This window comes from Cupriavidus sp. SW-Y-13 (assembly GCF_009793345.1).
Lineage (GTDB): Bacteria > Pseudomonadota > Gammaproteobacteria > Burkholderiales > Burkholderiaceae > Cupriavidus.
Genome location: NZ_WHLX01000002.1, coordinates 403,156 through 427,353, shown reverse-complemented (window position 1 = coordinate 427,353; position 24,198 = coordinate 403,156). Strand labels below are relative to the sequence as shown.

General features: G+C 63.6%; 18 protein-coding genes. 7 read left to right on the top strand and 11 right to left on the bottom strand.

Translation table 11 applies throughout. The features are described from left to right. Window positions 1-8 precede the first annotated feature (8 nt). Window positions 9-476 (top strand): hypothetical protein, encoded by a 468-nt coding sequence (locus GA566_RS17750; protein WP_160473540.1) that lies wholly within the window; start codon window positions 9-11, stop codon window positions 474-476. A 55-nt stretch (window positions 477-531) separates the two neighbouring features. On the opposite strand, the gene GA566_RS17745 is transcribed toward GA566_RS17750, so the two are convergent. The 8 genes from GA566_RS17745 to GA566_RS17710 all read right to left on the bottom strand — a co-directional run bounded on the left by GA566_RS17745 (window position 532) and on the right by GA566_RS17710 (window position 9,910). Next, window positions 532-1,170 carry a phosphatidylcholine/phosphatidylserine synthase gene (locus tag GA566_RS17745; RefSeq protein WP_160473539.1) on the bottom strand — a complete coding sequence of 213 codons (639 nt, stop codon included), beginning with the start codon at window positions 1,168-1,170 and terminating at the stop codon, window positions 532-534. A 49-nt stretch (window positions 1,171-1,219) separates the two neighbouring features. Further along, a complete protein-coding gene (locus tag GA566_RS17740) occupies window positions 1,220-1,510 on the bottom strand; it encodes an antibiotic biosynthesis monooxygenase (RefSeq protein ID WP_137928570.1) in 291 nt (96 codons plus the stop codon). Window positions 1,511-1,605: 95 nt separating this feature from the next. Next, window positions 1,606-2,067 carry a DUF2127 domain-containing protein gene (locus GA566_RS17735; protein ID WP_137928571.1) on the bottom strand — a complete coding sequence of 154 codons (462 nt, stop codon included), beginning with the start codon at window positions 2,065-2,067 and terminating at the stop codon, window positions 1,606-1,608. Between the two features lie 41 nt (window positions 2,068-2,108). Continuing rightward, the gene (locus GA566_RS17730; RefSeq protein ID WP_160473538.1) at window positions 2,109-2,492 is read right to left on the bottom strand and encodes a hypothetical protein; all 384 of its coding nucleotides are present in this window, start codon (window positions 2,490-2,492) and stop codon (window positions 2,109-2,111) included. A gap of 275 nt (window positions 2,493-2,767) precedes the next feature. Beyond that, on the bottom strand, window positions 2,768-4,258 hold the full coding sequence (locus GA566_RS17725; RefSeq protein ID WP_304523634.1) for an efflux transporter outer membrane subunit: 1,491 nt from the start codon (window positions 4,256-4,258) through the stop codon (window positions 2,768-2,770). Window positions 4,259-4,269: 11 nt separating this feature from the next. Further along, on the bottom strand, window positions 4,270-7,461 hold the full coding sequence (locus GA566_RS17720) for an efflux RND transporter permease subunit (protein WP_160473537.1): 3,192 nt from the start codon (window positions 7,459-7,461) through the stop codon (window positions 4,270-4,272). A gap of 109 nt (window positions 7,462-7,570) precedes the next feature. Beyond that, window positions 7,571-8,809, bottom strand: a complete 1,239-nt coding sequence (locus GA566_RS17715) for an efflux RND transporter periplasmic adaptor subunit (protein ID WP_160473536.1) — start codon at window positions 8,807-8,809, stop codon at window positions 7,571-7,573. A 225-nt stretch (window positions 8,810-9,034) separates the two neighbouring features. Beyond that, the gene (locus GA566_RS17710; RefSeq protein WP_137927305.1) at window positions 9,035-9,910 is read right to left on the bottom strand and encodes an alpha/beta hydrolase; all 876 of its coding nucleotides are present in this window, start codon (window positions 9,908-9,910) and stop codon (window positions 9,035-9,037) included. A gap of 366 nt (window positions 9,911-10,276) precedes the next feature. Between GA566_RS17710 and GA566_RS17705 the strand changes: the two genes are divergently transcribed. After that, window positions 10,277-11,206, top strand: coding sequence for a LysR family transcriptional regulator (locus GA566_RS17705; protein WP_160473535.1), 930 nt, complete (start codon window positions 10,277-10,279; stop codon window positions 11,204-11,206). Between the two features lie 101 nt (window positions 11,207-11,307). On the opposite strand, the gene GA566_RS17700 is transcribed toward GA566_RS17705, so the two are convergent. Beyond that, window positions 11,308-12,558 (bottom strand): M20/M25/M40 family metallo-hydrolase, encoded by a 1,251-nt coding sequence (locus tag GA566_RS17700; protein ID WP_160473534.1) that lies wholly within the window; start codon window positions 12,556-12,558, stop codon window positions 11,308-11,310. A 116-nt stretch (window positions 12,559-12,674) separates the two neighbouring features. Then, complete coding sequence (locus GA566_RS17695; protein ID WP_137927308.1) at window positions 12,675-13,406, bottom strand: BON domain-containing protein; 732 nt, start codon at window positions 13,404-13,406, stop codon at window positions 12,675-12,677. 416 nt (window positions 13,407-13,822) lie between these two features. Here GA566_RS17695 and GA566_RS17690 point away from each other — a divergent pair, with 416 nt between their 5' ends. The 5 genes from GA566_RS17690 to GA566_RS17670 all read left to right on the top strand — a co-directional run bounded on the left by GA566_RS17690 (window position 13,823) and on the right by GA566_RS17670 (window position 19,210). Next, window positions 13,823-14,329: a spore coat U domain-containing protein gene (locus GA566_RS17690; RefSeq protein WP_137927309.1), complete on the top strand. Its 507-nt coding sequence runs from the start codon at window positions 13,823-13,825 to the stop codon at window positions 14,327-14,329. Next, window positions 14,329-15,093 carry a molecular chaperone gene (locus tag GA566_RS17685; protein ID WP_160473532.1) on the top strand — a complete coding sequence of 255 codons (765 nt, stop codon included), beginning with the start codon at window positions 14,329-14,331 and terminating at the stop codon, window positions 15,091-15,093. The genes GA566_RS17690 and GA566_RS17685 overlap by 1 nt, the downstream gene beginning before the upstream one ends. After that, window positions 15,090-17,432, top strand: a complete 2,343-nt coding sequence (locus GA566_RS17680; RefSeq protein ID WP_160473531.1) for a fimbria/pilus outer membrane usher protein — start codon at window positions 15,090-15,092, stop codon at window positions 17,430-17,432. Before GA566_RS17685 ends, GA566_RS17680 begins: the two co-directional genes overlap by 4 nt. Further along, window positions 17,429-18,391: a spore coat U domain-containing protein gene (locus GA566_RS17675; protein WP_237380455.1), complete on the top strand. Its 963-nt coding sequence runs from the start codon at window positions 17,429-17,431 to the stop codon at window positions 18,389-18,391. Before GA566_RS17680 ends, GA566_RS17675 begins: the two co-directional genes overlap by 4 nt. A gap of 102 nt (window positions 18,392-18,493) precedes the next feature. Then, entirely contained in the window at window positions 18,494-19,210 is a 717-nt protein-coding gene (locus tag GA566_RS17670; RefSeq protein WP_137927312.1) for an SOS response-associated peptidase, read from the top strand. A 106-nt stretch (window positions 19,211-19,316) separates the two neighbouring features. Here GA566_RS17670 and GA566_RS33250 read toward each other — a convergent pair whose 3' ends face one another. After that, the gene (locus GA566_RS33250; protein WP_160473530.1) at window positions 19,317-23,642 is read right to left on the bottom strand and encodes a calcium-binding protein; all 4,326 of its coding nucleotides are present in this window, start codon (window positions 23,640-23,642) and stop codon (window positions 19,317-19,319) included. Between the last annotated feature and the right edge of the window lie 556 nt (window positions 23,643-24,198).

Here is a 24,198-nt window from a genome sequence, read left to right as displayed (position 1 = left end):
AGCCAACCATGTGGAACTACACTTACTTCGTGATCAGCCCAGGCTGCGAGATCAACAGCTACACGCAGTTTGCCGATGGCAAGCAGGGCAACTTCATCAAGTTTGGCGACCAGGTCAGCAACCATGGGGCGTTGGGCATCCGCAATGCGTATGCCACGCACAACCCGGACATCGGCGTGGGCGCGATCATGCACACGGGCGCGTTTCAGAATCCGGGGCTTGGCACCCTGCTGAAGCACTACATCATCAACGAAATAGGTCTGCCGCCCGTGGGCTCCACCGAATGGTTCGGCATCATTCGCACGGCGTCGTGGCCGCTGTTCCAGCGGATGCTGAACAATTGGGACGGGCGTACCGTGACGTTGCAGAACATCGACAGTCTCAAACGGGACCTTCGCACCATCCTGGGCGCCACGGATGAACCCGTGCATTTCGAGCTGCTGGCGCAGCGCAATCTCGTCGTGGATATCGTGTAGCCGCTGGCACCGCCAGTATGAATCCGGCCCTCTGCCTTGCGCGGGGGCCGGCCACTCAAAACTTCGGAATGCGCAGCGTCTTGCTGATCATCAGGCTGCCGCTCAGCACGAACAGCAACGCCAGCGGATGGAAGGTGCCGCCGCCGATTGCCCAAGCGCCGCCGGGCAGCGCATCGCCGAGCTTGCCCGCCGATGCGCACCACGCCAGCACGCCGGTGAGCACCACGCTGGTAGGAATCGGGGTGCCTTCGAAGTACTTGACCTTGCCTGCCGTGCTGCCCTCCGCAAGGGTTTCGGCGGTGACGTTGAATCGCGCCAGCCGGCTCACGCCGCAGCATACGAAGTAGATCAGCGCGGCCAGGTCCCAGCCGCCGCGCATGCCGGCCGCAAAGGCCAGGGTGGCGGGGCCTACGCCGAATGAAATGATGTCCGAGAGCGAATCCAGTTCACGGCCCAGCGCCGAATGGGCATGGCGCCAGCGCGCGATGCGACCATCAAGCACATCGAAGATGAACGCGGCGGGCGCAAGGGCCGCGGCGATATAGAAATACCGCAGCGAAGGGTCCGCGACGAAATACATCGCGTAGAAGACGGACCCCATGCCGCACGCCGCGTTGGCGAGCGTGAAAAAATCCGCGAGTTGCAGGTCGCGGAGCATGGAGAAATGCCGGGGGCGCGGCGGAGGGGTGTTCATGGACTGACTCCTTTCGCTTCGATCCCGGCGCAAGGTTCGTATGGGCCGCTCAAAGCACCGTGTTGACGTGATGCACGGCGGGCGGTGCCGCAAAGCAGTCGGTGACGAGCTTGCGCCACTCCTGGAACTCATCGGACTCGCGGAAGTGGACCATATGGTCTTCCACCGTCTCCCAGGCCACAACGAGCGCGTACTGCGACGGCTGTTCGATGGAGCGTTGCAGGTTCACGCCGTGGCACCCACGCGAACGCAGGAACAGCGGCTTGGCCTTGGCCACGTTCGCTTCGAACTGGGCTTCCATGCCGGGCTTGATCGTGATCTGTGCAATTTCGTGAATCATGATGGGTCTCTGTATGTCTCGGATATCGGTGCCTGTCTGACACGCCGGCCGCCAGGCACCGCGGCGGGGGCGTCTACCTTAGCAGATTGGATGCACTATGCCACCTTGTGCCGCGCCAGCGACTGCACGAGATAGACGACGATCAGCGCATTGGCAATGGCCAGCCCCACGTGCAGCCACGTGGGATGGCGTATGGCTTCGTACAGTTCCACGGGAATATAGATGCCGCCCGACCACACACCCAGCCAGTTACCCCACGCGCGGCCATGCCAGAGTCCGTACGCCTCGGCAAAGCGCATGAGCGCATACACCGCCGCCGACGCGCCGATGGCCCAGAGCCGCCCATTGGAGGGGTCGGCCAGCAAGGCAAGAAAGACTTTCGGATAGTGGCTCGCAGGATTGATGTGAAGCCGGGCGACGATCATCTCGGCCAGCGCCTGCGCATCGCGGTGCAGCAGCGCCACGAGTCCAAGCCCTGCGAGGATGACCAGCGCGCCCTTGGCGGCTTCGAACAGAGCGATGCTCCTGAGTCCCAACGGCGATGCAGCATGAGCCATGACGAAATCGAGGCAGTCAGCGAAGTCGCCATTGTGCTACATCAGCGCGCCTGACGCTCCACCATCGGTCCATCGGCATCGAGGCCGCCGCCCGCTTCGATCGGGCCATTCACGGTGATCGGGCCATCGACGACGAGGTCGCCATGCACCACCATCGACCCTTGTACGGTGAGCGGCCCGTTGAACACCTTGAGGAGAGATCGGCCGGGCGGCGCGGAGGGATATCCCCGTCCCGGCGAGGCAAACCACGCGGCGGTGATCGGCCCCTTGGCATAGACATTGCCATCGACACTCAACGTGCCCAGCACGGTCACCGGCCCCTTGACGTGCGCCGAGCCGCCCACGGCGATGGAGCCGCTGGTGGAAAGCTGGGCGCTGGCCACAAGCGGCAGCGCCGCCATGATCAGCACCAGAATCGTTCGCATGGCGGCCCTCCAGACAAAAATGGCGCGATAGCTCCAGTGTAGAAGGCTGGAGATATCGCGCCAGTTTTTGTGGGATGGCACTGTAGGATGCTTCCCAATCCCGCTCGGGTTGCTCCCCTCTCCCGCAAGGCGGGAGAGGGGCAGGGGGAGAGGGCCGGCGGCGAAAATTGCGATGTGGTCGGCAAGCAGAACCTCCCGCCCTCTCCCCCACCCCTCTCCCACTTCATGGGAGAGGGGAGCGCATAGCGAAGGGCGATGGTTCTATGCAGCCACCCTCAATTCTTCGCCACACTTTCCTGCACCGGCCCCCAACCGCCACCAAGGCTGCGCACCAGCGACACTGTCGCCGCCGCACGCAAACCCGCCACCGCATTCGCATCGCGCTGCGATTGCAGCACGGTGCGGTCGGCGTCGATGACCGTCAGGTAGTCCACGGCACCCGCGTCATAGCGGCTACGCGAAATGCGCTGTGCGCGCTTGGCACCTGCCAAGGCGCTGTCCAGTGCCGTCGATTGCTGGCTCAGCCAACGCACGTCGGACAAACTGTCCTCAACCTCGCGGAACGCCACCAGCACCGTTTGCCGATAGCGCGCCACGCTCTCTTCATGCGAGGCGCGGGCGCCGGCAAGGTTCGAGCTATTGCGTCCGCCATCGAACACGGTCTGCGCCACAGTGGTTCCCACCAGCGGACCCAGCAGCCATGTGCGCGATGACCACTTGAACAGGTTCGACAAATCGCCCGACTCGAACCCGAACAGCGCCGTCAGCGAAATGCGCGGGAAGAACGCGGCCTTGGCCACGCCGATCCGTGCATTGGCCGCCGCCATCTGCCGCTCCGCCGCCGCGATATCGGGGCGACGTTCGAGCAGTTCGGATGGCAGCCCCGCAGGCACCGCCACCGGCACGGTGTCGAACGTCTTCGCCGTCAGCGCGAACTGCGAGGGCGCCACACCGGTCAGCACCGCCAGCGCATGCTCCTGCGCCGCGCGGCGACGCTCGATACCGGCCAGATCCGCACGCGCCGTGCCGAGTTCGGCTTCGGCGCGCGCCGGATCGAGATCGGTAGTCTCGCCAGCCTCGTAGCGCTTGCGCAGCAGCGACAGCGCATCCTCGCGCAGCTTGATCGTTGCGTTCAGCAACTCACGGTCACTGTCGAGCGTGCGCAGCGCGAAGAATGACGTAGCCACATCCGCCTGCAGCGCCAGTTGCACCGAGCGATACAGATCCTCGGCGCCCTTCTCTTCCGCACGCGCCGCATTCACGCTGCTGGCCACGCGGCCGAACAGGTCCAGCTCGTAGCTCGCAAACGCGCGCGCCTTGAGCACGGTCTGCGCCGCAACGCGCGTGCCATCCGGCAAACCTTGCGATGCTGCCGAAGGTTGCGAACGCGTAGGATCGAAGCCGACGCTCAGTTGCGGATACAAGTCCGCCTCCGTGGCACCCGTAAAGGCGCGCGCCTGCTTCAGGCGGGCCGCCGCAGCGGCCAGGTCCTGGTTGTAGCTGTTGGCCGCGTCGATCAGGCGGTCGAGGTCGGCATCGCCGAACACCTTCCACCAGTCGCCGCGATGCTCGCCCTCGGACGGCACCGCCGTCTTCCACTGCGCGCCTTCCGTCGCGGCGGCGTCCGCCTCCTTGAAGGTGGCGGCGGTCGGCGTCTCTGGCACCTTGTACGTCGGCGCCAGCGAGCAGCCGGCCAGCACCAGTGCGGCGGCCAGCGTCGCGAGCTTCGGCAGGTAGTGCTTCATCACGTTGTTGACGTCTTTCATGTCTTTCACCATTACTCTGCGGAGGCCACGGCGTGCGAGGCCGATGCATCCCGGGCTACCGCCTCGCGGCGTTCGCGGCGCGTGGCCAGCAGGCGCAGCGACACATAGAACACCGGCGTCAGGAACAGCCCGAAGAACGTCACGCCCAGCATGCCGGCGAACACCGCCACACCCATCGCATGGCGCATTTCGGCACCGGCTCCGGTCGAGATCACCAGCGGCACCACACCCATGATGAACGCGAACGACGTCATCAGGATCGGGCGCAGACGCAGACGGCTAGCCTCGATGGCTGCCTGCACGATAGTGCGGCCCTGATGCTCCAGCTCCCGTGCGAACTCCACGATCAGGATCGCGTTCTTTGCTGACAACCCCACAAGCACAATGAAGCCGATCTGCGTGAAGATGTTGTTGTCGCCACGCGTCAGCCAGACACCGGTCATGGCAGCCAGCAGGCTCATCGGCACAATCAGGATCACGGCCAGCGGCAACGTCAGGCTTTCATATTGCGCAGCCAGCACCAGGAACACCAGCAGCACGCACAGCGGGAAAATCCAGATGCCTGCGTTACCGGCGAGGATGTCCTGATACGTCAGCTCGGTCCATTCGAAGCCGATACCCTTCGGCAGCGTCTCGGCAGCAATACGTTCTGCCGCAGCCTGCGCCTGACCCGACGAGAAGCCCGGGGCCGGGCCACCGTTCATGTCAGCCGCCGTGAAGCCGTTGTAGCGGATCACGCTGTCCGGACCAAAGCTCTGCTTGACCTTCACCAACGACGATAGCGGCACCATCTCGCCCGTGGAGCTACGCGCCTTCAGTTGCAGGATGTCTTCGGCGTGCTGACGGAACTGCGCATCGGCCTGGACCTTCACCTGATACGTGCGACCGAACTTGTTGAAGTCGTTCACATACGCCGAGCCGAGATACGTTTGCAGCGTCTCGAACACATCAGTCACCGGCACGCCCAACTGCTTGGCCTTGGTACGGTCGAGCTGTACGTCGAGCTGCGGCACGTTCACCTGATAGTTGCTGAAGATGCCAGCCAGTTCCGGCGTGGCACGCGCCTTGGTCATGAACGCATTGGTCGCATCGAACAGCGCGTCATAGCCTAGCGCGGCGCGGTCCTCGATCATCATCTTGAACCCGCCGATGGTGCCCAGGCCCTGAACCGGCGGCGGTGGGAACACGGCGATGAACGCATCCTGGATCGCACCGTACTGCTTGTTCAGGTCCGCCGCGATGGCGTTACCCGACAGCTCTGCACTCTTGCGTTCGTCGAACGGCTTCAGCGTGGCAAACACGATGCCAGCGCTGGGGCTGTTCGTGAACCCGTTGATCGACAGACCCGGGAAGGCCACAGCCGATTCCACGCCCGGATGCTTCAGCGCGATTTCCGACATGCGACGGATCACGTCCTCGGTGCGGTCCAGCGTGGCGCCATCGGGCAGCTTGGCAAAGCTCACCAGATACTGCTTGTCCTGCGCGGGCACGAAGCCCTTCGGCACCATCTGGAACACGCCCCACGTGGCCACCAGCATCACGGCATACACGCCGAACACCGAACCCTTGCGGCGAATCACACCGGTCACGCCACGGCCATAGCTATCCGAGCTGCGGCCAAAGAAGCGGTTGAAGCGCGCGAAGAACTTGCCGAACACCTTGTCCATACCGCGCGTCAGCCAGTCCTTGGGCGCATCGTGGCCCTTGAGCAGCAGCGCGGACAGGGCCGGCGACAGCGTCAGCGAGTTGAACGCCGAGATGATCGTCGAGATCGAGATCGTCAGCGCGAACTGCTTGTAGAACTGGCCGGTCAGGCCGGACATGAAAGCCAGCGGCACGAACACGGCGATCAGGGTCAGCGCGATGGCGATGATCGGGCCGCTGACTTCGCGCATGGCCTTGTACGTGGCTTCCTTCGGCGTCAGTCCTTCCTCGATGTTCCGTTCGACGTTCTCCACCACCACAATCGCATCGTCCACGACGATACCGATTGCCAGCACCAGCCCGAACAGACTCAGTGCATTGATCGAGAAACCAAACGCGTGCATCAGCCCGAACGTACCGACGATCGACACCGGCACTGCCAGCAGCGGGATGATCGATGCGCGCCACGTCTGCAGGAACAGGATCACCACCAGCACCACCAGCGCGATGGCTTCGAACAGCGTATGCGTCACGGCTTCGATACTGTGGCGCACGAACTGCGTGGGGTCATAGACGATGCTGTAGTCCACGCCCTCGGGCATGTTCTGCTTCAGTTCGGCCATGGTCTTGCGCACGTCATCCGAGATCTGGATGGCGTTGGAACCCGGCGCCTGGAAGATCGGCAGCGCCACGGCGGACTTGTTGTCCAGCAGCGAGCGCAGCGCGTATTCCGATGCACCCAGTTCGATACGCGCGATGTCCTTCAGATACGTCACTACACCATCCGGCGAGGTCTTGACGATGATGTCGCCAAATTCCTCCACGGACTGCAAGCGGCCCTGCGCGTTCACGGACAGTTGCAGGTCCGTACCCGGCAGCGACGGCGACTGGCCGATCACACCGGCAGCCACCTGCACGTTCTGCTCGCGGATGGCACGCACCACGTCAGACGCGGCAAGCTGACGCTCGGCGATCTTCTCGGGGTTGAGCCACACGCGCATCGAGTAGTCACCCGAACCGAACATCTGCACCTGGCCCACGCCCTGGATACGCGCGAGGCGGTCCTTCACGTTGATCAGCGCGTAGTTGCGCAGGTACGTCATGTCGTAGCGGTTGTTCGGCGAGACGAGGTGGACCACCATCGTCAGGTCGGGCGAGCTCTTGACCGTGGTGATACCCAGGCGGCGCACGTCTTCCGGCAGGCGCGGCTCGGCTTGCGAGACGCGGTTCTGCACGAGCTGCTGCGCCTTGTCGGGGTCCGTGCCCAGCTTGAACGTTACCGTCAGCGTCAGCGTGCCGTCGCTGTTGGCCTGCGAGTTCATGTAGAGCATGTCCTCGACGCCGTTGATCTGTTCTTCCAGCGGCGTGGCCACGGTCTCGGCGATCACCTTCGGGTTGGCGCCCGGGAACTGCGCGCGCACCACCACTGACGGCGGCACCACTTCCGGGTACTCCGAGATCGGTAACTTGAACATCGAGATGGCGCCGATCAGGAAGATCAGCACCGACAGCACGCCCGCGAAGATCGGGCGATCGATAAAGAATTTCGAGAGATTCATCTTGGTCTCGGCGAAAGCAGTCCCCCTGGCCGTCCGCACGTGGCGGACGCCATGTCAAAACTGCCTTGGGGGCGATTTTTAGTTCAGTACTGCCTGTGCGCGGGGCGCGTCAGCTCACCTTGGGCTTTTCGGCCTTGGCGTCGTCTGCCGCCTGCTTGCGGTCCGGCGTGGTCGCGCGCGGTTCGAGTTCGCTGCGATAGGCCATCGACACGCTCTTGGGCGCCACGGTGTCACCGGGACGCACACGCATCAGACCATTCACCACGATGTTCTCGCCCGGTTGCAGACCCTTGCGGATCACGCGCAGCCCTTCGAACGTCGGTCCGAGATCCACTTCGCGATACGCCAGCTTGTTGGCCTTGTCGACGACGAGCACGAACTTCTTGCCCTGGTCCGTGCCGATGGCGCGATCGTTGATCAGCACCGCCGGATGCGGCGTGCCGCCACCGAGCTTCACCTTGGCGTACAGACCCGGCAGCAGCCGGCCATCGGCGTTATCGAAGATGGCGCGCACGCGGATCGTGCCGCTGCGCGTATCCAGGCGGTTATCCACCGAATGGATCTTGCCCTCGTGCGGATTGCCATCTTCGTTCGCCAGGCCGAGGAACACCGGCAGGTCGTTCTTGCCGCCCGTCGCGCCCGGCGCCGTGTAGCGCAGATAACTCTGCTCGTCCACGTCAAAGCTGGCATAGACCGGCGACACCGACACCACCGTGGTCAGCGCGGGCGACGATGCGCCTGCGGCCACGAGGTTGCCCACCGTGATCTCTGCACGCGAGACCTTGCCGGACACCGGTGCCACGATGCGCGTATAGCTCAGGTTCAGCTTCGCCACTTCCAGCGCTGCCTGTGCGCCACGCACGTCGGCCGAACTCACGCTGGCCGTGTTGATGCGCTCGTCGAACTCACGCTTGGAGATCGCGTTGTCGTCCAGCAGCCGTTGCGCGCGCGCCTTTTCGGTTTGCGCCAGCGAGGCACGCACCTGCGCTGCGGCCACGGCAGCTTCCGCCTTGGCCACTTCCGCGGCGTATGGACGCGGATCGATCGTGAACAGCGGATCGCCCTTCTTCACGATCGAGCCTTCGCGGAAATGCACCGTCTCGATGGTGCCGGAGACGCGCGGTCGAATCTCCACGCGATCCACGGCTTCGATACGGCCCGAGAACTCATCCCACTCCGTGATGGTCTGCCCTACTGCCGATGCCACTTCCACTGCGGGTGCCGGAGGCGGGGTGTTTGCCTGCGCCTCACCGCCGTGCCAGGGGCGCAGTATCGAGGTTGCCACGCCTGCCCCAAGGATTGCCACGATGGCAAAGGCGATCAGCGTGCGTCGAGACTTGTGATTCATCTTCTTCACTCCGTTTTACGTCGGGTTTTCTTCAACTGGAAAAGCAAAAATTTGGGCCGAACGCCGCCCGCCAGCCCGATGGGCCGGAAAACGGGAACAACAAAGGGGTGTCCCGCCCTGGGTGGGCGAGGCAAAGCCACTGACTGAAGGCCAGCCTCAAAAGGCGCTGGCTGTTGAAGCGATACCGTCAGGACATGCCCGGTATCGGCCGGTGTTCGGACCGGATTACGAGGCGTCGTCGGCCTTCGCGAACTTCTCGCGCAGGAACCGCGCACCTTCTTTCACCCATGCCTGACAATCTTCATGGGAATGTTCGACCCCGTCGCCACAGACGCCGGGCATGATCAACGCCCGGGCCGGTACGCCGGCTTTTCCGAGCTTCGCGGCGAAGGCTTCGCCCTCCGCGCGCAGTGCATCCTTTTCTGCTACCTGCACCAGCGTGTCTGGCAGTCCACCGAGGCGCGAGGCCAATGCCGGGGCGGCATAGGGGTGAACCGCTGCTGCCGGCGTGGGCAGGTAGTCGCGATAGTTGCAGGCCAGCTTGCGCAGCGTTTCCATCGGCACCTGGCCGCCGGAAGAAGCATGCTGCAGGCAAGGATCGGTCACGGGACGGATCAGCCATTGCCCGGCCGGCTGCGGCAGGCCGCGATCGCGCAGCATCTGTGCCGTGGCGATGGCCAGGTTGCCACCGGCTTCCTCGCCCACCAGCGCAAAGCGCAGCTTGTCGACCTTGAGCTTCTTCGCGTGCTTCAACACCCACGCCACCGTGCTGACCGCGTCCTCGGGCGCGGCCGGAAACGGGTTCTCCGGCGCCAGCGAGTAGCCCGGCGTCACCACCACGGCCGGGACGGACTCCGCCAGATCCCGCGCCAGTTCCTTGGCGGCTTCCACCCCACCATCGACAAAACCACCTGCATGCAGGTACACCAGCCATGGCAACAATGCCGTATTGCCGGCCGCCGGCCAATAACCTGCGGGGTAACACACGCAGACCCGGATCTCGTGGTCGCCCACGGGCACCACATGCTGGACCACATACGCCTCGCCCTGTTCTACGGCCGGTTGCGCGGCGGAACTACGGGAAATCGGGGTTTTGGTCATGGCGGTCGCGGCGGACAATGGCCGTCGATACTGTGTTGCGATGCAGCGAATTATGGTGATTGACTATGATGGGATAAAGCAACCTATTGCCAATGCACTGTTTCTGCGCTGGAATAATCGACAAAGCGTACCCACACCGCTTGAAATGGATATAGGAAATGTGATTCACTCCGGTCCTTCGGCATCTGCGCACTTGGGGAAACAGCGCAAACGCCGACGCCCCACCCTCCACCCGTCCCCGCTCCGGCCGCCACTGGCGGACCGCCGGCAGCAAATCCAGGCCGCGCACTTGACATGCAGCGGACCACTCTCGCCAGACCATCCTTCGGAACGTAGCCTGCTCTCACTCCTTTCGAAAGCAACATCATGGATCGTCTAGTCTCAATGCAGGCATTCACTCGGGTGGTGGATGTCGGCAGCTTTGCGCGCGCGGCGGAGTCGCTCGACCTCCCCAAGGCCACGCTTACCCGCCTGATTCAAAACCTGGAGACGCATCTGGGCGTCAAGCTGCTGCACCGGACCACGCGCCGCATCAGCGTGACCACCGATGGCGCCGCCTATTACGAACGCTGCGTCCGCATCCTGGCCGACGTGGAGGAAGCGGAACAGTCGCTCACACGCCACAACAACTCACCGCGCGGCACGCTTGCCGTGGATACCACCAGCGGGCTGGCACAACTCGTGTTGATGCCTCACCTTCAGGACTTCTTCAACGCCTACCCCGAGCTGAAACTCGAATTGACGATCAACGGCAAGCCGATCGATCTGCTCAAGGAAGGCGTGGATGTGGTGTTGCGGGTAGGCACGCTCGACGAAGCCATGGTGGCGCGCCGCATCGGCCAGGTGAAGCTGGCCTTCTATGCGTCGCCGATCTACCTGCGACGTTTTGGCGCACCCAATGACCTGACCGAGCTGGCGCAGCACAAGGCCGTCAACTTCCTGTCGAACCGTACCGGCCGGGAAATGCCCTGGACATTGAGCCGTGGCGGCGAGAACAGCGAGATCCTGCTGCCCTCCGCGATCTCCACCAACGACGCCGACGTGTACCTGGGCTGCGCAGTGGAAGGCCACGGCATCGCCCGCATCTCGCGCGCCATGGCGGAGCCCTACATCCACAGCGGACGTCTGGTGGAAGTCATGACGGACTGGCACACGGAAGAGTTGCCGATATCGGCGATGTATCCCCAGAACCGGCACCTGTCTGCGAAGGTGCGCGTGTTCGTGAACTGGGCTGCGGAGATTTTTTCAAGGCATCCGCACTTTGGGGCGGCGCCGGTGCAACAGTTGGCGGCTTGAGCGATTGATTCTTGCTGGTGGGGTGCTCCCCTCTCCCGCTATTCCTTTCTCCCCTCTCCCGCTTGCGGGAGAGGGGAGCCTGACTACGGTAGTTCAAACCGCTACTTCTTCCCCACCTCCTGCAACAACCGCGTCATCAGATACAACCGCGGCACGATCGAGTCCAGTTCCACGTACTCATCCCGCGCGTGATACCCAAAGCCGGACAGGCCGAAGCTCTCCAGCACCACCGGCTTGCCCGAGCGCCCCGCAAATCCCGCGTCAGTCCCGCCACCCGTGCCCGGAATCAAGATCAGCGAGCGGCCGTCGAGCTCCGCGTAGATACGTTGAGCCTGCGCGGCCAACTCCTTCGAACGGGCGTCGGCAACATAGGCGGGGCGGCCCTCTTCCATCGTCAGCGTGGTCTGCGTCTCCGGCACCAGACGGCTGCTGCCGATCTTCTCCTGCAGCGCTGTCTGCAGTTTCTGCGCGGCGCCGCTGGCGGTGATGCGCACGTCTCCCTGCGCGCTGGCGGTCTCCGGAATCTGGTTCAACGGGCCATCGGCCTTGGCGCGGGTCCAGTTCATCTGCGAGCCTGGCACGGACTTGGCCACGTCGCGCGTCTGCTCCATCTGATAGGCCAGTTCGATCAGCGCATTGCGGCCCAGTTCCGGCGCGGCGCCAGCATGCGAGGAACGGCCCTTGACCTGCATCGTGGCTGTAGCCGTGCCGGCTGCCGCCAGCAGCAATGATTCGGATTTGGCGATGGATTTGGCCACGTTCGGCTCGCACGAGAGTACATAGTCGTGCTGCTCTGCCAGCTTGGCGATCATCTCGCCCGAGCCGCCCGAGCCGATTTCCTCGTCCGGGTTGAATAGCACCGTGATCTGCGCGTAGTCCTTCCACCCCTGCGCCTTCAGGATATCCAGCGAATGCAGGACCACGGCAATGCCACCCTTGTCGTCGGCAATGCCCGGTCCGTAGAGCCGGTTGCCCTCCTCGCGGATCGGCTGCGTGGCGAGAATGCCTTCCGCATACACCGTATCGAGGTGGCCGATCAGCATGAAGCGGCGCTTGCCGGTGCCCTTGAACGTGGCCTTGACCATGGGCGCGCCGCTCGTCGTCTGCAGCCGCTCTACCTGGCCGCCCGCTGCCTGCAAGCGCTTTGCGGTGTAATCCGCCATGCGGTTCAGCCCCGCGATATTGGCGCTGCCAGATTCGATCAGCACCATGTCCTTGAGCGATTGCACCACAGCGGGTTGCGCAGCGCGCGCCGCATCGAGCAGCGCGGCATCGGGGCCGGCAGCCAGCGCGGCGCCGCAGGTCAGGGTCGCAGCGGCGGCAATCGCCAGGCGGCGGAGGAAGAACGGCATGGTGTCTCCTGTGTTTTTTTGGACCTCCAATGTAGCGCCTGCGCCATTCCGGGGGAAGTTGGGCGCGCGCAACAGCAAGGAAAGTCGGGACCCACCACAGGAGACACCCCCACCCCTCAACTACTCAGTGCGATGTGGTTGATGACATCCTCCACGCCATGGACGTACCATGCGTCGCGCTCCACCTGCTTGCGCGCCCCGTCGCTCGATGCGTAGCCATCCAGCACCACCACGCGGTGGTCCGCACGGATACGGATCCGCGAGGCGTCGACAAACGGGTCCGTCTCCAGCACCAGCCGCAGGGCCTCGCACAGTTCCTCGTCGCTGTCGGCCTCGGCCGGGGCCACGACGATGTCGTTGACCACGCAGCGGCAGCCACGCGACCACCATGCCAGCACGCCGGCCAGCCGCATATGCGAGAGGCTGATGACCTGCCCACTGAGCATCACCGCTCCGTCATGGACGGAGACCTCGATCCACCCCGCGCGCTCGCCCACGGCCTCGCGCACGGGCTCCAACTGTCCCTTCACCTTCGCGCAGATCTTGCAGTTGCGGAAATCGATGGCATTGAGCAGCCGCTCGCAGACCGCGGCGCGCAGGTCGCCATCGCCCACGACGGGGCCCCCGTTGGCAATACGCAGATGATCGATCACGGTGGTCACGCCGTCCACGCGGCGCAGATGGGCTACGGCCCGGGTCTTGTCGACAATGTCGGCCACTTCGCCCTCAAGAATCAGCGCACCGTCAGACAGGCGGAGGTGGATCGTGGGATGGAGTTGATGGCCCTGGTATGGCACACGCGCCAACGCGGCTCGTGCCTGTGTCAGCACCGCTTCGCTACTCATCATGATGGTTGTCTCCCCATTGGGTGTGGAGATGGTTGGGAAGCGCGCCCCTGCCTGCAAGCACGCATGGCGCGGCACGGCTTTTCACCGCCCCGCCAAGGCATTATAGGAACCGTGCGAACAACGTCGCCGCACGCACCGGGACGACCCCGCAGCGTTTGCGAAAGGTGTTTCAAACGACCGTCACGGTCACGGCGACCCCTCCGGAAATCCGCCAAATGGCCCCCGCCATCCCCCACATTCCGCCGGAAATCCGCCGCTATCCCTTGGCTGGTGCGGCTTCTGGGCAGTTGGATCGTATTCAGCGCGCCTTATGTCACACACCTGTATGGATTAAACACCGTTGAACATCGTAAGAACGGGTGCCGAGTGATGCAGTGGTCGCTACCATCGCAGCATCTGCTGCTATGGAGATCGGAATGGCACCGTCTCGCCGCTTTCGCACAGGATTTTCCCTCGCGCTGTTCGCGGTACTGTCGACCTCGCCCGGCTGGCTCAGCGCAGCCATCAAGACCACCACGTTCACCGTGCGGCTCACGCTGACCGCCGACTGCACGATTGCCGCCAGCGACCTCGACTTCGGCTCGCAGGGCGTGCTGGCCGCCAATGTCGACCAGGCTTCGACGCTCTCCGTCACCTGCAGCAACAACGCGCCATACCAGGTGGGGCTCGATGGCGGCAACACCGCCGGCAGCACCATTGCCAACCGGCTCCTGACAAACGCTGGCGCCGCCACCGTGCAGTACCAGATCTATCGCGACAGCAATCGCACGCAGGTATGGGGCAACACGCCGGGCACCGATACCCTGGACGGCACGGGCAGCGGCGCCGCGCAAACGCTCACCATGTACGGCCGCGTGCCGCCGCAGGCCACACCCGCCGCAGGCACCTACACGAGCACGGTCACCGCCACGATCAACTTCTGATGCCGCGCGTCGCCTCATGGCGGCGCCGGGCAAGGCAGGCATGGACGGCAGCACTGCTGGCCGTGGCGTGCTATTGCCTGCCGGCATCCGCTACCTCGCTGCAGATCTCGCCGGTACGGGTGGACCTTCCTGCCGGTGCCGGCGCTGCTGCGCTCACGTTGCGCAATACGGCCGACACGCCCATTCACGCACAGGTACGCGTCTTCCGCTGGACACAGGCTGACGGTGCCGATGTACTGACGGCTGCCGACGATGTCGTGGCCAGCCCGCCCATCGTACGCATCGGCGGCCAGGCCGAGCAGATGATCCGCGTGGTGCGGCCCGGCAACACGGCAACACCGGGTGAATCGGCCTACCGGCTGCTGATCGACGAACTGCCCCAACGCAACGCCCCCGCCAATCAGTCGGGCGTGCGCGTGCAGTTGCGTTACTCGGTGCCGGTGTTCGCGGGCACGCCTGTCGATGCCCCGATGCCCCGGCTGGCGCTGTCGCTGTGGCGCGACCAGGGCGACTGGTGGCTCGGCATGCGCAACAGCGGCGCACGCCACGCACGCGTGAGCGATGCCGCACTGGTCAACGGCAGCCAGCGCGTGACGCTCACGGCGGGCCTGCTCGGCTACGCGCTGCCGGGTGCGCTGCGCACGTGGAAGATCCGCGTACCGCCCAACTTCATGCCAGTCGCGAACCTGCGTCTGGAGACCGCCATCAATGGCGAGCCGCAATCGCTGCCCGTTCTGCCGGGCCGGCCAGACCCGGGCTCATGACATGCACGCCCGCGCCATCGCCAACGTCGCGCTGCCCGCAGCGCATCGTGATGCGCCGCATCGCCGCCGCCGCGTGCATGCTGACCGCCGCACTGGGGACCAGCGCGCTCCATGCGCAGGCAATCGACAAGGTGCCCGGCCACACCGCCTACCTGGAGGTCATGGTCAACGGCGAATCGACCGGAAGCGTCGCCCGCTTCGCAGACCGCGACGGCAAACTGCTAACGCCCATCGACGAGTTGCACGACCTGGGGTTGCGCGCGGACCCAACGCTGGCCGACCCCCAGGGCATGGTGCCGCTGGACCGCCTGCCCGGCGTGGCCTATCGCTATGAACCCGCCATGCAGCGCGTGTACCTGACCGTCGACGACGCGCAGCGAATGCCCACCCAGCTTGGCGCACGCAACCGGGCGCGGCCGCCCGTGACACCGGGACGCGGCTTCGTGCTGAACTACGAAGCCTATGCGCAACCAGACTCGGGGCAGGACCTCGGCCTCTACAGCGAACAGCGCTTCTTCCATCCCGGCGGCGTGTTCAGCAATACCGGCGTGGCATCGTTCTACGGGCGGGACAGCCGCTACGTCCGGCTCGATTCGAACTGGACCCATGCGGACCCCAGCGGCATGCAATCCGTGCTGATCGGCGACATGATCACGGGCGCGCTGCCGTGGTCGCGTCCGGTGCGGCTCGGCGGCTTCCAGTGGCGCCGCAACTTCGGGCTGCGCCCGGACCTGATCACCTATCCACTGCCCGCACTGGCCGGCTCTGCCGCCGTGCCCGGCGCTGTCGATCTTTACATCAACAACGTGCGCCAGTATTCGGGGCAGGTACCGACCGGGCCGTTCGTCATCAACAACGCGCCCGCGCTGAGCGGTGCCGGCCAGGCGACCATTGTCGTGCGCGATGCATTGGGCCGTGACGTCAGCACCACGGTGCCGCTCTACGTCGATTCCCGGCTGCTCGCCACCGGCCTGTTCGACTATTCGGTCGAGGTCGGCTTCCTGCGCGACCAGTACGGTGTCGATTCGTTTCGCTATGACTCGGCACCCGCTGCAAATGGGTCCATGCGCTACGGCGTGAACGATACGCTGACCGTCGAGGGCCATGCCGAGGCCTCGCGCGGCGTGGGCATCGCAGGCGGCGGCGTGCTGTTCAAGCTGCCGGCCACGGGCGTACTGAACCTGTCTGGTAGTGTCAGTGCGGCGGGCGGCAACCAGCTCGGGCTCGGCTACCAGTGGCGCACGCCGCGCTTCAGCATCGACCTGCAGGGTACGCGCACATTCGGCCACTACACAGACCTAGCCGCGCGCTCCGGCGCGCCGATGCCCAATGCACTCTATCGCGCCACGGTCTCGATGCCCGTGCGACGCAACGGCAATATCGCCGCGAGCTACATCGATCTCTCCGACCCCGTCTACGGTGCGGCGCGCATCGGATCGCTGGCGTGGACGGCGCAATGGAGCCGGCGCCTCTCGTTCACGGCGAGCGCCTATCGCGATTTCGCGGCAGGGTCTTCGTACGGCGCATCGGTTACGCTCACGTTCCTGATCGACAACAGCACCACGGCATCCGCCACCGTGGGACGCGACGATGGCAAGCCGACCATGATCGGCACCGTCAGCCACGCCACGCCCTACGAGGGCGGATGGGGCTGGCAAGTGGGCGGGCAGAAGGGTGCGGGAACGTATCGCGGCTTCGCCCAGGCGAACTTCCGGGGCCGCTATGGCGATGCCTACGGCGCGGTGCAGGACTTGCAGGGCCGTGTGAGCACGCAGTTCGGGGCCAGCGGATCGCTGGTGGCGATGGACGGGACCGTGCTGGCCGGGCGCCGCATCGACCAGAGCTTCGCACTGGTGTCCACCGGTGGCGTGGCTGACCTGCCCGTGCTGGTGGAGAACCGCCGCATCGGCAACACCAACGGCAGTGGCCACATCCTCGTGCCGAACCTGCTGCCATACGACGCCAACCGCATCGAGATCGATGCGCTGGCCTTGCCCGTCAACACGCGGCTCAGTTCCACGCGGCTATCGATCGCACCCGCGCTGCAGTCCGGCGCGCTGGCCACGTTCTCGATCGAGTCGTATCGCGGCGGTCAGGTGGTGCTGACGGATGCGCTGGGGCAACCCCTGCCGGCAGGCACGCCTGTCATCCATCTGGAAAGCGGCGTGCGCACGATGGTGGGCTATGACGGACTCGCGTTCTTTGAGTCGCTCAACGATGACAACACCTTCCACGCGGAAACACCGGACGGCATCTGCACGGCACGGCTGCATTACACAGCCACTGACGATGCCCTGCCGCGTCTCGGCCCGGTGCCCTGCGAGGCAGGCACCCCATGATGCGCGCGCTCGTTCGTGCCGTGCTCGCCGTGGCGCTGCTGCTGTGCGCACCGGGCGCGTGGGCCGTCTGCACGGCCACGGCGCCATCGATGGCGTTTGGCAACTACAGCCCCGTCAGCGGCAACGTGGCCGATGTGCAGGGCACAATCACGGTGTCATGCACGGGGCTGGCAGTGTCGGTGCGCGTGCGGGCGTGCATCAACATCGGCACGGGCGCAGCCGGGACTTCAGTCGTGCCGCGCGTGATGGCCAACGGCACGCAGACGCTGAACTTCAACATCTACTCGAACAGCGATCGCAGCCAGGTCTGGGGATCGCGCACCACGGGCGCCTCGGCGCCACCCGTGATGCTCGATTTCGGCGCGCTGCTCGGCAATGGCTCGGGTACCGCCAACTACTACGGCCGGATATTGGCCAACCAGACCGGCGCTGGCATCGGTCCCTATTCCTCGCTGTTCACTGGATTGAATGCCCAGGTCACGTATATCGAATACCTGCTGCTGCCACCCGACTGCAGCCAGATCACCGGCAACAGCATTCCTATCACATTCACGGCCACCGCAACCGTGGTGGCCGATTGCAATATCTCGGCCACCACGCTCGACTTCGGCTCGATGGGCCTGCTCACCGCCAACCACGATGCCACAAGCCAGTTGACCGTTCAGTGCACGAAGAACGCGCCTTACTCCATCGCGCTCAATGCCGGAGGAGGCAGCGGCGCAAGTGTGGCGGCGCGTCGCATGACACGCACCGGAGGCACGCAGACCGTCGGCTATCAACTGTTCACCGATAGCAACCACACGATTCCATGGGGCGACGGCACGGGCGGCACCACCACTGTCGGCGGCACGGGCACCGGCGCGGCGGCAACGATCACCGTCTATGGCCGCGTGCCACCGCAAATCACACCCCAGCCGGGCAGCTATACCGATACCGTGACGGTCACGGTGACGTACTGAGCGCCAAGCGTGAAACACCCGGCAGTTGGTGGTGATCCCGCTTGACCCGCCCCGCCCGCACACCGACCATGGAAGCATCGCAGGCCCTTGGGATGCCCCGTCATGTGTACCAACTATGCCCCCGTGCAGTTGCGCATCCTGCGCGAGATCTTCGGCGTGGAACCGCCCCCGGGCGTGTATCCCGAGGAAACGTGGCCGGACTACACCGCCCCCATAGTGCGAGCCGGGGTCGAGGGTTCGCGCGAGGCGGCGCTCGCCACCTTCGGCATGGTGCCCCGCTCACGCATCCCACCCGGCGCCAAACGCTACGACACCACCAACGCACGCAGCGAGACCGTCGGGCAGAAACCCACCTTTGCCCCGGCATGGCGGCAGGGCCAGCTCTGCCTGATACCGGCGAGCGCGTTCTACGAATATGCCTATCCCGAAGACGGTACGCCCGAGCGACCGGGCAAAGCCGAGCGCTGGAAGATCTGGCTGCCCGATACCCCCGCCTTCGGCATCGCTGGACTCTGGCGCGCATGGCCCGACCAGTCGCTCTCGTTCACGATGCTCACGGTCAACGCGGCATCGCATCCCGTACTGAACCGCATGCATCGCCCCGGCGACGAAAAACGCTCGGTCGTCATCGTCCCGCCCGCCGAATGGGATGCATGGCTGCAAACGCGTGATCCGGAGGTGGCGCGGAGTTTTTTGAAGTTGTTTCCGGCGGAAGGGATGCGGGCGGAGGCGGCGCCGGTGGTGAGAGGGGCGAAGGGGGCTGCGCCGAAGGTCGATGACAGGAAAGGCGACGATAGGGGCACGCCTTCCCTGTTTTGACCGGCAGGTTCGAAGCCAATCGCAAGCCGTTCGATCATCACCCCACGGCTTCCCGATGCGTCAAATGGGAAAGGGCGCCCACTCCGGCGCCCTCTTTTCTACCTCACTACTTCCATGCAGCGATCATGGCAGCTTGCATCGGCTCCCCAAAACTTAGAGGCATCGATGTTTGAGCTGCACCCGGTGGTGAAAACTGAGCCATGGCATTGACCAGATTCAAAAGGGCACCGCTCTCCACAGCTTTGCCATCCCCAGCAACAAACTTCTCGATCTGGTAGCTCTTGCTCGAGAACCAACTGTCAATTATCACCTTGTCGGTCGTACCAAGGATGCTTACAGCGAGATCGTTACCAGAACGAGAGAACCAGAGTTGGTTGCTGGAAATGCCTTTCCCGAACTGAAGGGTGTCTGACACGCCGGCGGTGGTGTCGTAGTCGCTAATGGTGTCGATACCGTCTCCGCGGGAGAAGTGATAGGTGTCGGCGCCTTGACCGCCGTATAGCCGGTCGTTGCCTTTGCCTCCAGTTAGGGTGTCGTTGCCATCACCGCCAATGAGCGAATCACTGCCATCTCCGCCCAGCAGCACATCATTGCCATAACCACCCTCGAGCCAGTCGTTGCCCGTGCCCCCGTCCAGCCTGTCGTTCCCGTCACCACCGTACACACTGTCGTTACCGGCGCCCCCTTCCACATCGTCGTCGCCGCCCAACGCGTAGACCACGTCGTCGCCAACCAGGCTCCGGATGACATCCGCACGGTCGTGACCATAGATCGTGTCGTGCCAGTCCGTACCCACCAGCACCATATCCCGCAAAGCATTCAGTGACAGCCGCTCGCCGTCGGCAAACACCAACTCCTTCACCGTACTGACCGTCCCAGTCTCGGCAAAGAAGTAGTCGATTACCAGCCCCTCCTTCCCATTGACATGCCGCATCACCAACGAATCACCATACCGGCGGAACCTCACATCTGCACTGGTATAGGCCGTGAACTCCGCCGTATCGACACGCTGAACGCCCGGATATGAGGTGCCGCTTTCAATCCTGTCCCATCCGTGCCCCGCTCCGAAACGGAATACGTCCGCTCCATCACCTCCGTACAGCCGGTCATTGCCAGCACCACCGTCCAGGATGTCATTCCCATCACCGCCGCTGAGCGAATCGTTGCCGTCTCCGCCCAGCAGGACGTCATTGCCCCGGCCTCCATTGAGGGAGTCGTTGCCCGTGCCTCCGTCCAGCCTGTCGTTCCCGTCACCACCGTCCAGACGGTCGTTGCCAGCACCCCCTTCCACATCATCGTCGCCGCCCAACGCGTAGACCACGTCGTCGCCAGCCAGGCTCCGGATGACATCCGCACGGTCGTGACCATAGATCGTGTCGTGCCAGTCCGTACCCACCAGCACCATATCCCGCAAAGCATTCAGTGACAGCCGCTCGCCGTCGGCAAACACCAACTCCTTCACCGTACTGACCGTCCCAGTCTCGGCAAAGAAGTAGTCGATTACCAGCCCCTCCTTCCCATTGACATGCCGCATCACCAACGAATCACCATACCGACGGAACCTCACATCCGCACTGGCATAGGCCGTGAACTCCGCCGTATCGACACGCTGGACGCCTGGATATGAGGTGCCGCTTTCAATCCTGTCCCATCCGTGCCCCGCTCCGAAACGGAATACATCCGCTCCATCACCTCCGTACAGCCGGTCATTGCCAGCACCACCGTCCAGGATGTCATTCCCATCACCGCCGCTGAGCGAATCGTTGCCGTCTCCGCCCAGCAGGACGTCATTGCCCCGGCCTCCATTGAGGGAGTCGTTGCCCGTGCCTCCGTCCAGCCTGTCGTTCCCGTCACCACCGTCCAGACGGTCGTTGCCAGCACCCCCTTCCACATCATCGTCGCCGCCCAACGCGTAGACCACGTCGTCGCCAACCAGGCTCCGGATGACATCCGCACGGTCGTGACCATAGATCGTGTCGTGCCAGTCCGTACCCACCAGCACCATATCCCGCAAAGCATTCAGTGACAGCCGCTCGCCGTCGGCAAACACCAACTCCTTCACCGTACTGACCGTCCCAGTCTCGGCAAAGAAGTAGTCGATTACCAGCCCCTCCTTCCCATTGACATGCCGCATCACCAACGAATCACCATACCGGCGGAACCTCACATCTGCACTGGTATAGGCCGTGAACTCCGCCGTATCGACACGCTGAACGCCCGGATATGAGGTGCCGCTTTCAATCCTGTCCCATCCGTGCCCCGCTCCGAAACGGAATACGTCCGCTCCATCACCTCCGTACAGCCGGTCATTGCCAGCACCACCGTCCAGGATGTCATTCCCATCACCGCCGCTGAGCGAATCGTTGCCGTCTCCGCCCAGCAGGACGTCATTGCCCCGGCCTCCATTGAGGGAGTCGTTGCCCGTGCCTCCGTCCAGCCTGTCGTTCCCGTCACCACCGTCCAGACGGTCGTTGCCAGCACCCCCTTCCACATCATCGTCGCCGCCCAACGCGTAGACCACGTCGTCGCCAGCCAGGCTCCGGATGACATCCGCACGGTCGTGACCATAGATCGTGTCGTGCCAGTCCGTACCCACCAGCACCATATCCCGCAAAGCATTCAGTGACAGCCGCTCGCCGTCGGCAAACACCAACTCCTTCACCGTACTGACCGTCCCAGTCTCGGCAAAGAAGTAGTCGATTACCAGCCCCTCCTTCCCATTGACATGCCGCATCACCAACGAATCACCATACCGACGGAACCTCACATCCGCACTGGCATAGGCCGTGAACTCCGCCGTATCGACACGCTGGACGCCTGGATATGAGGTGCCGCTTTCAATCCTGTCCCATCCGTGCCCCGCTCCGAAACGGAATACATCCGCTCCATCACCTCCGTACAGCCGGTCATTGCCAGCACCACCGTCCAGGATGTCATTCCCATCACCGCCGCTGAGCGAATCGTTGCCGTCTCCGCCCAGCAGGACGTCATTGCCCTGGCCTCCATCGAGGGAGTCGTTGCCAGTGCCTCCGTCCAGCAGATCGTCGCCACCTTTGCCGTAGAGATAATCGTTTCCACCCATTCCCAACAGCCGCTCATCCTTCTCATCCGTGCCAGTGAGCGTGTTGCTCCCAGCATCGCCGACGATACCTGCGAAACCCAGATTCGAGAGATGAAACGCGAAACCTCCCGAAGCGGAACTGTCTCCCGCGCCTCTCACCGCGGCGAGCAACTGGGAGCCATACGTACCTGAAGTCTTCATCGCGGCTCCGAACTCGCTCATCAGCGCCACCCCGGTTTTTTCGTCTTTGTCGAAGGCGCTGCGCAGCAATGCAACGGCTCCTGAAACATCGAATGAAGCCACGCCTTCCTCGCTGATCGAGACGCGAACTGCATCGATCACTTCTCGGAAATGCGTTTGGAGCATTAGCTGCCCGTACACATAATCAACAAGCTTGTCATACGCCTGCAGTAGGATCGGGGCAGCGGAACCGTGGGGGTTCGGATCACGAGTACCCCAACACCAAGTGCCCAAATAAGGGTCGCCAAGGAACGCTTCCAGCGACGCCAGCTTCCGCGCATCGCCGATGGCATTGCCGTATATCTGCGTGGCCGCACGACTATTTGGGTCGACATCCTGCACACCCGCCCAGCGGTAGATCAGCTCGTTCATCAACGACTGGCGCGTTGTGCGATCCGCCTCAGCACCAAATTGCACGACCAGTTCTTTCAGACGCCGCGATTCATCACGCATCATTGCCTGATGCAAGCTGCGGACGTTGCCGGCTGCCTTCAGTTCCGGCAACGCTGCAATGCTGCTATCTACCTTGAGAACATCGCGTTCTCGAGTTTTGGCGTTGTCAACCTTGAACCAGACATCGGACATCGTCGAGTCTGTGCCGTCGGTGCGTTCGTAGCTACCCACCTGGCGGTGGTCATTACCATTGGCGTCCATCCCGCCTGCGCCTGAACCGGATTCCCTATAGCCGACGTTAAGGCTCTTTACCCCTGCCTCGGTGAGCGTCAGGAGTTCACCATCCTGCACCACGCCATCACTGTTGCCGTCGCGCCAGACACGCAGATTCGCGAAGTCTGCATCAGACGCGTTGATCTTTCCGTCCTTGTTGCCATCGAGGTCTGCCAGCGCACGGAATCCGTTGGCCGCTTTTTGACCATTCGACAGCCCGCTGTAATTGCCAAACAGCTCCGAGCCATCATCGATCGCACCATTGGCATTGCGGTCCCAGACAAGGAGGCCATCATCCTTGCCGACCCAGCCGGATCTTTCGGCGAAACGGTTGCCGTCGTGATCAAAGTAAACGCCCGAGCCCATGCCAAGCGTTTCCACGCCATCACCATCAAGATCGAGAATGATTGGGCTGCGCGTTACTGCCGCTCGCCCGACGATATCGCGGATGTCGTCGATAGGCATGTCCGTGCCACCGCCTAGTACGCGCCTGCCGAGTTCATTTACCGCATCATTGACAGCGTCCCTAGCTGACGGGCCAGCCGCCAGGCCAATCAAAGCGATAGTTGCTACTACACTGAGAGGGACTGATCCCCCAAGAACGACCGCAACTGCAGCCAGGCCTCCGAGGATGGATCCCGTTACTTGAAGCAAATCAGATGTTTCAAGCTTACCCTTATTGAATTTGTCAATAGCTAATACGGTGTTGTTTACCGTCGCAGCCTTATTGAGACCGACCCCCAGCGCTGCCCCTAAAGGACCCAACGTTGGCGCAACCTGTCCTGCAAAGTTCAGCAGATTGGTAAATGCCTCATGAGCATTTTTCGAACTTCCTAGTTCCCATCCCGTTTGAAAATTTCCGAACGCGTCAAATCCTTTCGATGCAAGTCTCGACCAATTTGAACCGATTGCAACCGCAATTGACATAACAATCTCCTTAAACAATCATAGAAATGATGGAAACTACTGCAGAAAACAGAATTGGTCCCTTCCACTCGGAACTCGTGGCATAGGATGGAAC

Coding starts and splice junctions, on each gene's coding strand:
- GA566_RS17695 (WP_137927308.1), bottom strand. CDS start 13,406: ATGATGAGTAGCGAAGCGGTGCTGACACAGGCACGAGCCGCGTTGGCG.
- GA566_RS17685 (WP_160473532.1), top strand. CDS start 14,329: ATGCCGCGCGTCGCCTCATGGCGGCGCCGGGCAAGGCAGGCATGGACG.
- GA566_RS17705 (WP_160473535.1), top strand. CDS start 10,277: ATGGATCGTCTAGTCTCAATGCAGGCATTCACTCGGGTGGTGGATGTC.
- GA566_RS17700 (WP_160473534.1), bottom strand. CDS start 12,558: ATGCCGTTCTTCCTCCGCCGCCTGGCGATTGCCGCCGCTGCGACCCTG.
- GA566_RS17680 (WP_160473531.1), top strand. CDS start 15,090: ATGACATGCACGCCCGCGCCATCGCCAACGTCGCGCTGCCCGCAGCGC.
- GA566_RS17745 (WP_160473539.1), bottom strand. CDS start 1,170: ATGAACACCCCTCCGCCGCGCCCCCGGCATTTCTCCATGCTCCGCGAC.
- GA566_RS17670 (WP_137927312.1), top strand. CDS start 18,494: ATGTGTACCAACTATGCCCCCGTGCAGTTGCGCATCCTGCGCGAGATC.
- GA566_RS17675 (WP_237380455.1), top strand. CDS start 17,429: ATGATGCGCGCGCTCGTTCGTGCCGTGCTCGCCGTGGCGCTGCTGCTG.
- GA566_RS17750 (WP_160473540.1), top strand. CDS start 9: ATGTGGAACTACACTTACTTCGTGATCAGCCCAGGCTGCGAGATCAAC.
- GA566_RS17710 (WP_137927305.1), bottom strand. CDS start 9,910: ATGACCAAAACCCCGATTTCCCGTAGTTCCGCCGCGCAACCGGCCGTA.
- GA566_RS33250 (WP_160473530.1), bottom strand. CDS start 23,642: ATGCCTATCGACGACATCCGCGATATCGTCGGGCGAGCGGCAGTAACG.
- GA566_RS17730 (WP_160473538.1), bottom strand. CDS start 2,492: ATGCGAACGATTCTGGTGCTGATCATGGCGGCGCTGCCGCTTGTGGCC.
- GA566_RS17735 (WP_137928571.1), bottom strand. CDS start 2,067: ATGGCTCATGCTGCATCGCCGTTGGGACTCAGGAGCATCGCTCTGTTC.
- GA566_RS17690 (WP_137927309.1), top strand. CDS start 13,823: ATGGCACCGTCTCGCCGCTTTCGCACAGGATTTTCCCTCGCGCTGTTC.
- GA566_RS17715 (WP_160473536.1), bottom strand. CDS start 8,809: ATGAATCACAAGTCTCGACGCACGCTGATCGCCTTTGCCATCGTGGCA.
- GA566_RS17725 (WP_304523634.1), bottom strand. CDS start 4,258: ATGAAAGACGTCAACAACGTGATGAAGCACTACCTGCCGAAGCTCGCG.
- GA566_RS17740 (WP_137928570.1), bottom strand. CDS start 1,510: ATGATTCACGAAATTGCACAGATCACGATCAAGCCCGGCATGGAAGCC.
- GA566_RS17720 (WP_160473537.1), bottom strand. CDS start 7,461: ATGAATCTCTCGAAATTCTTTATCGATCGCCCGATCTTCGCGGGCGTG.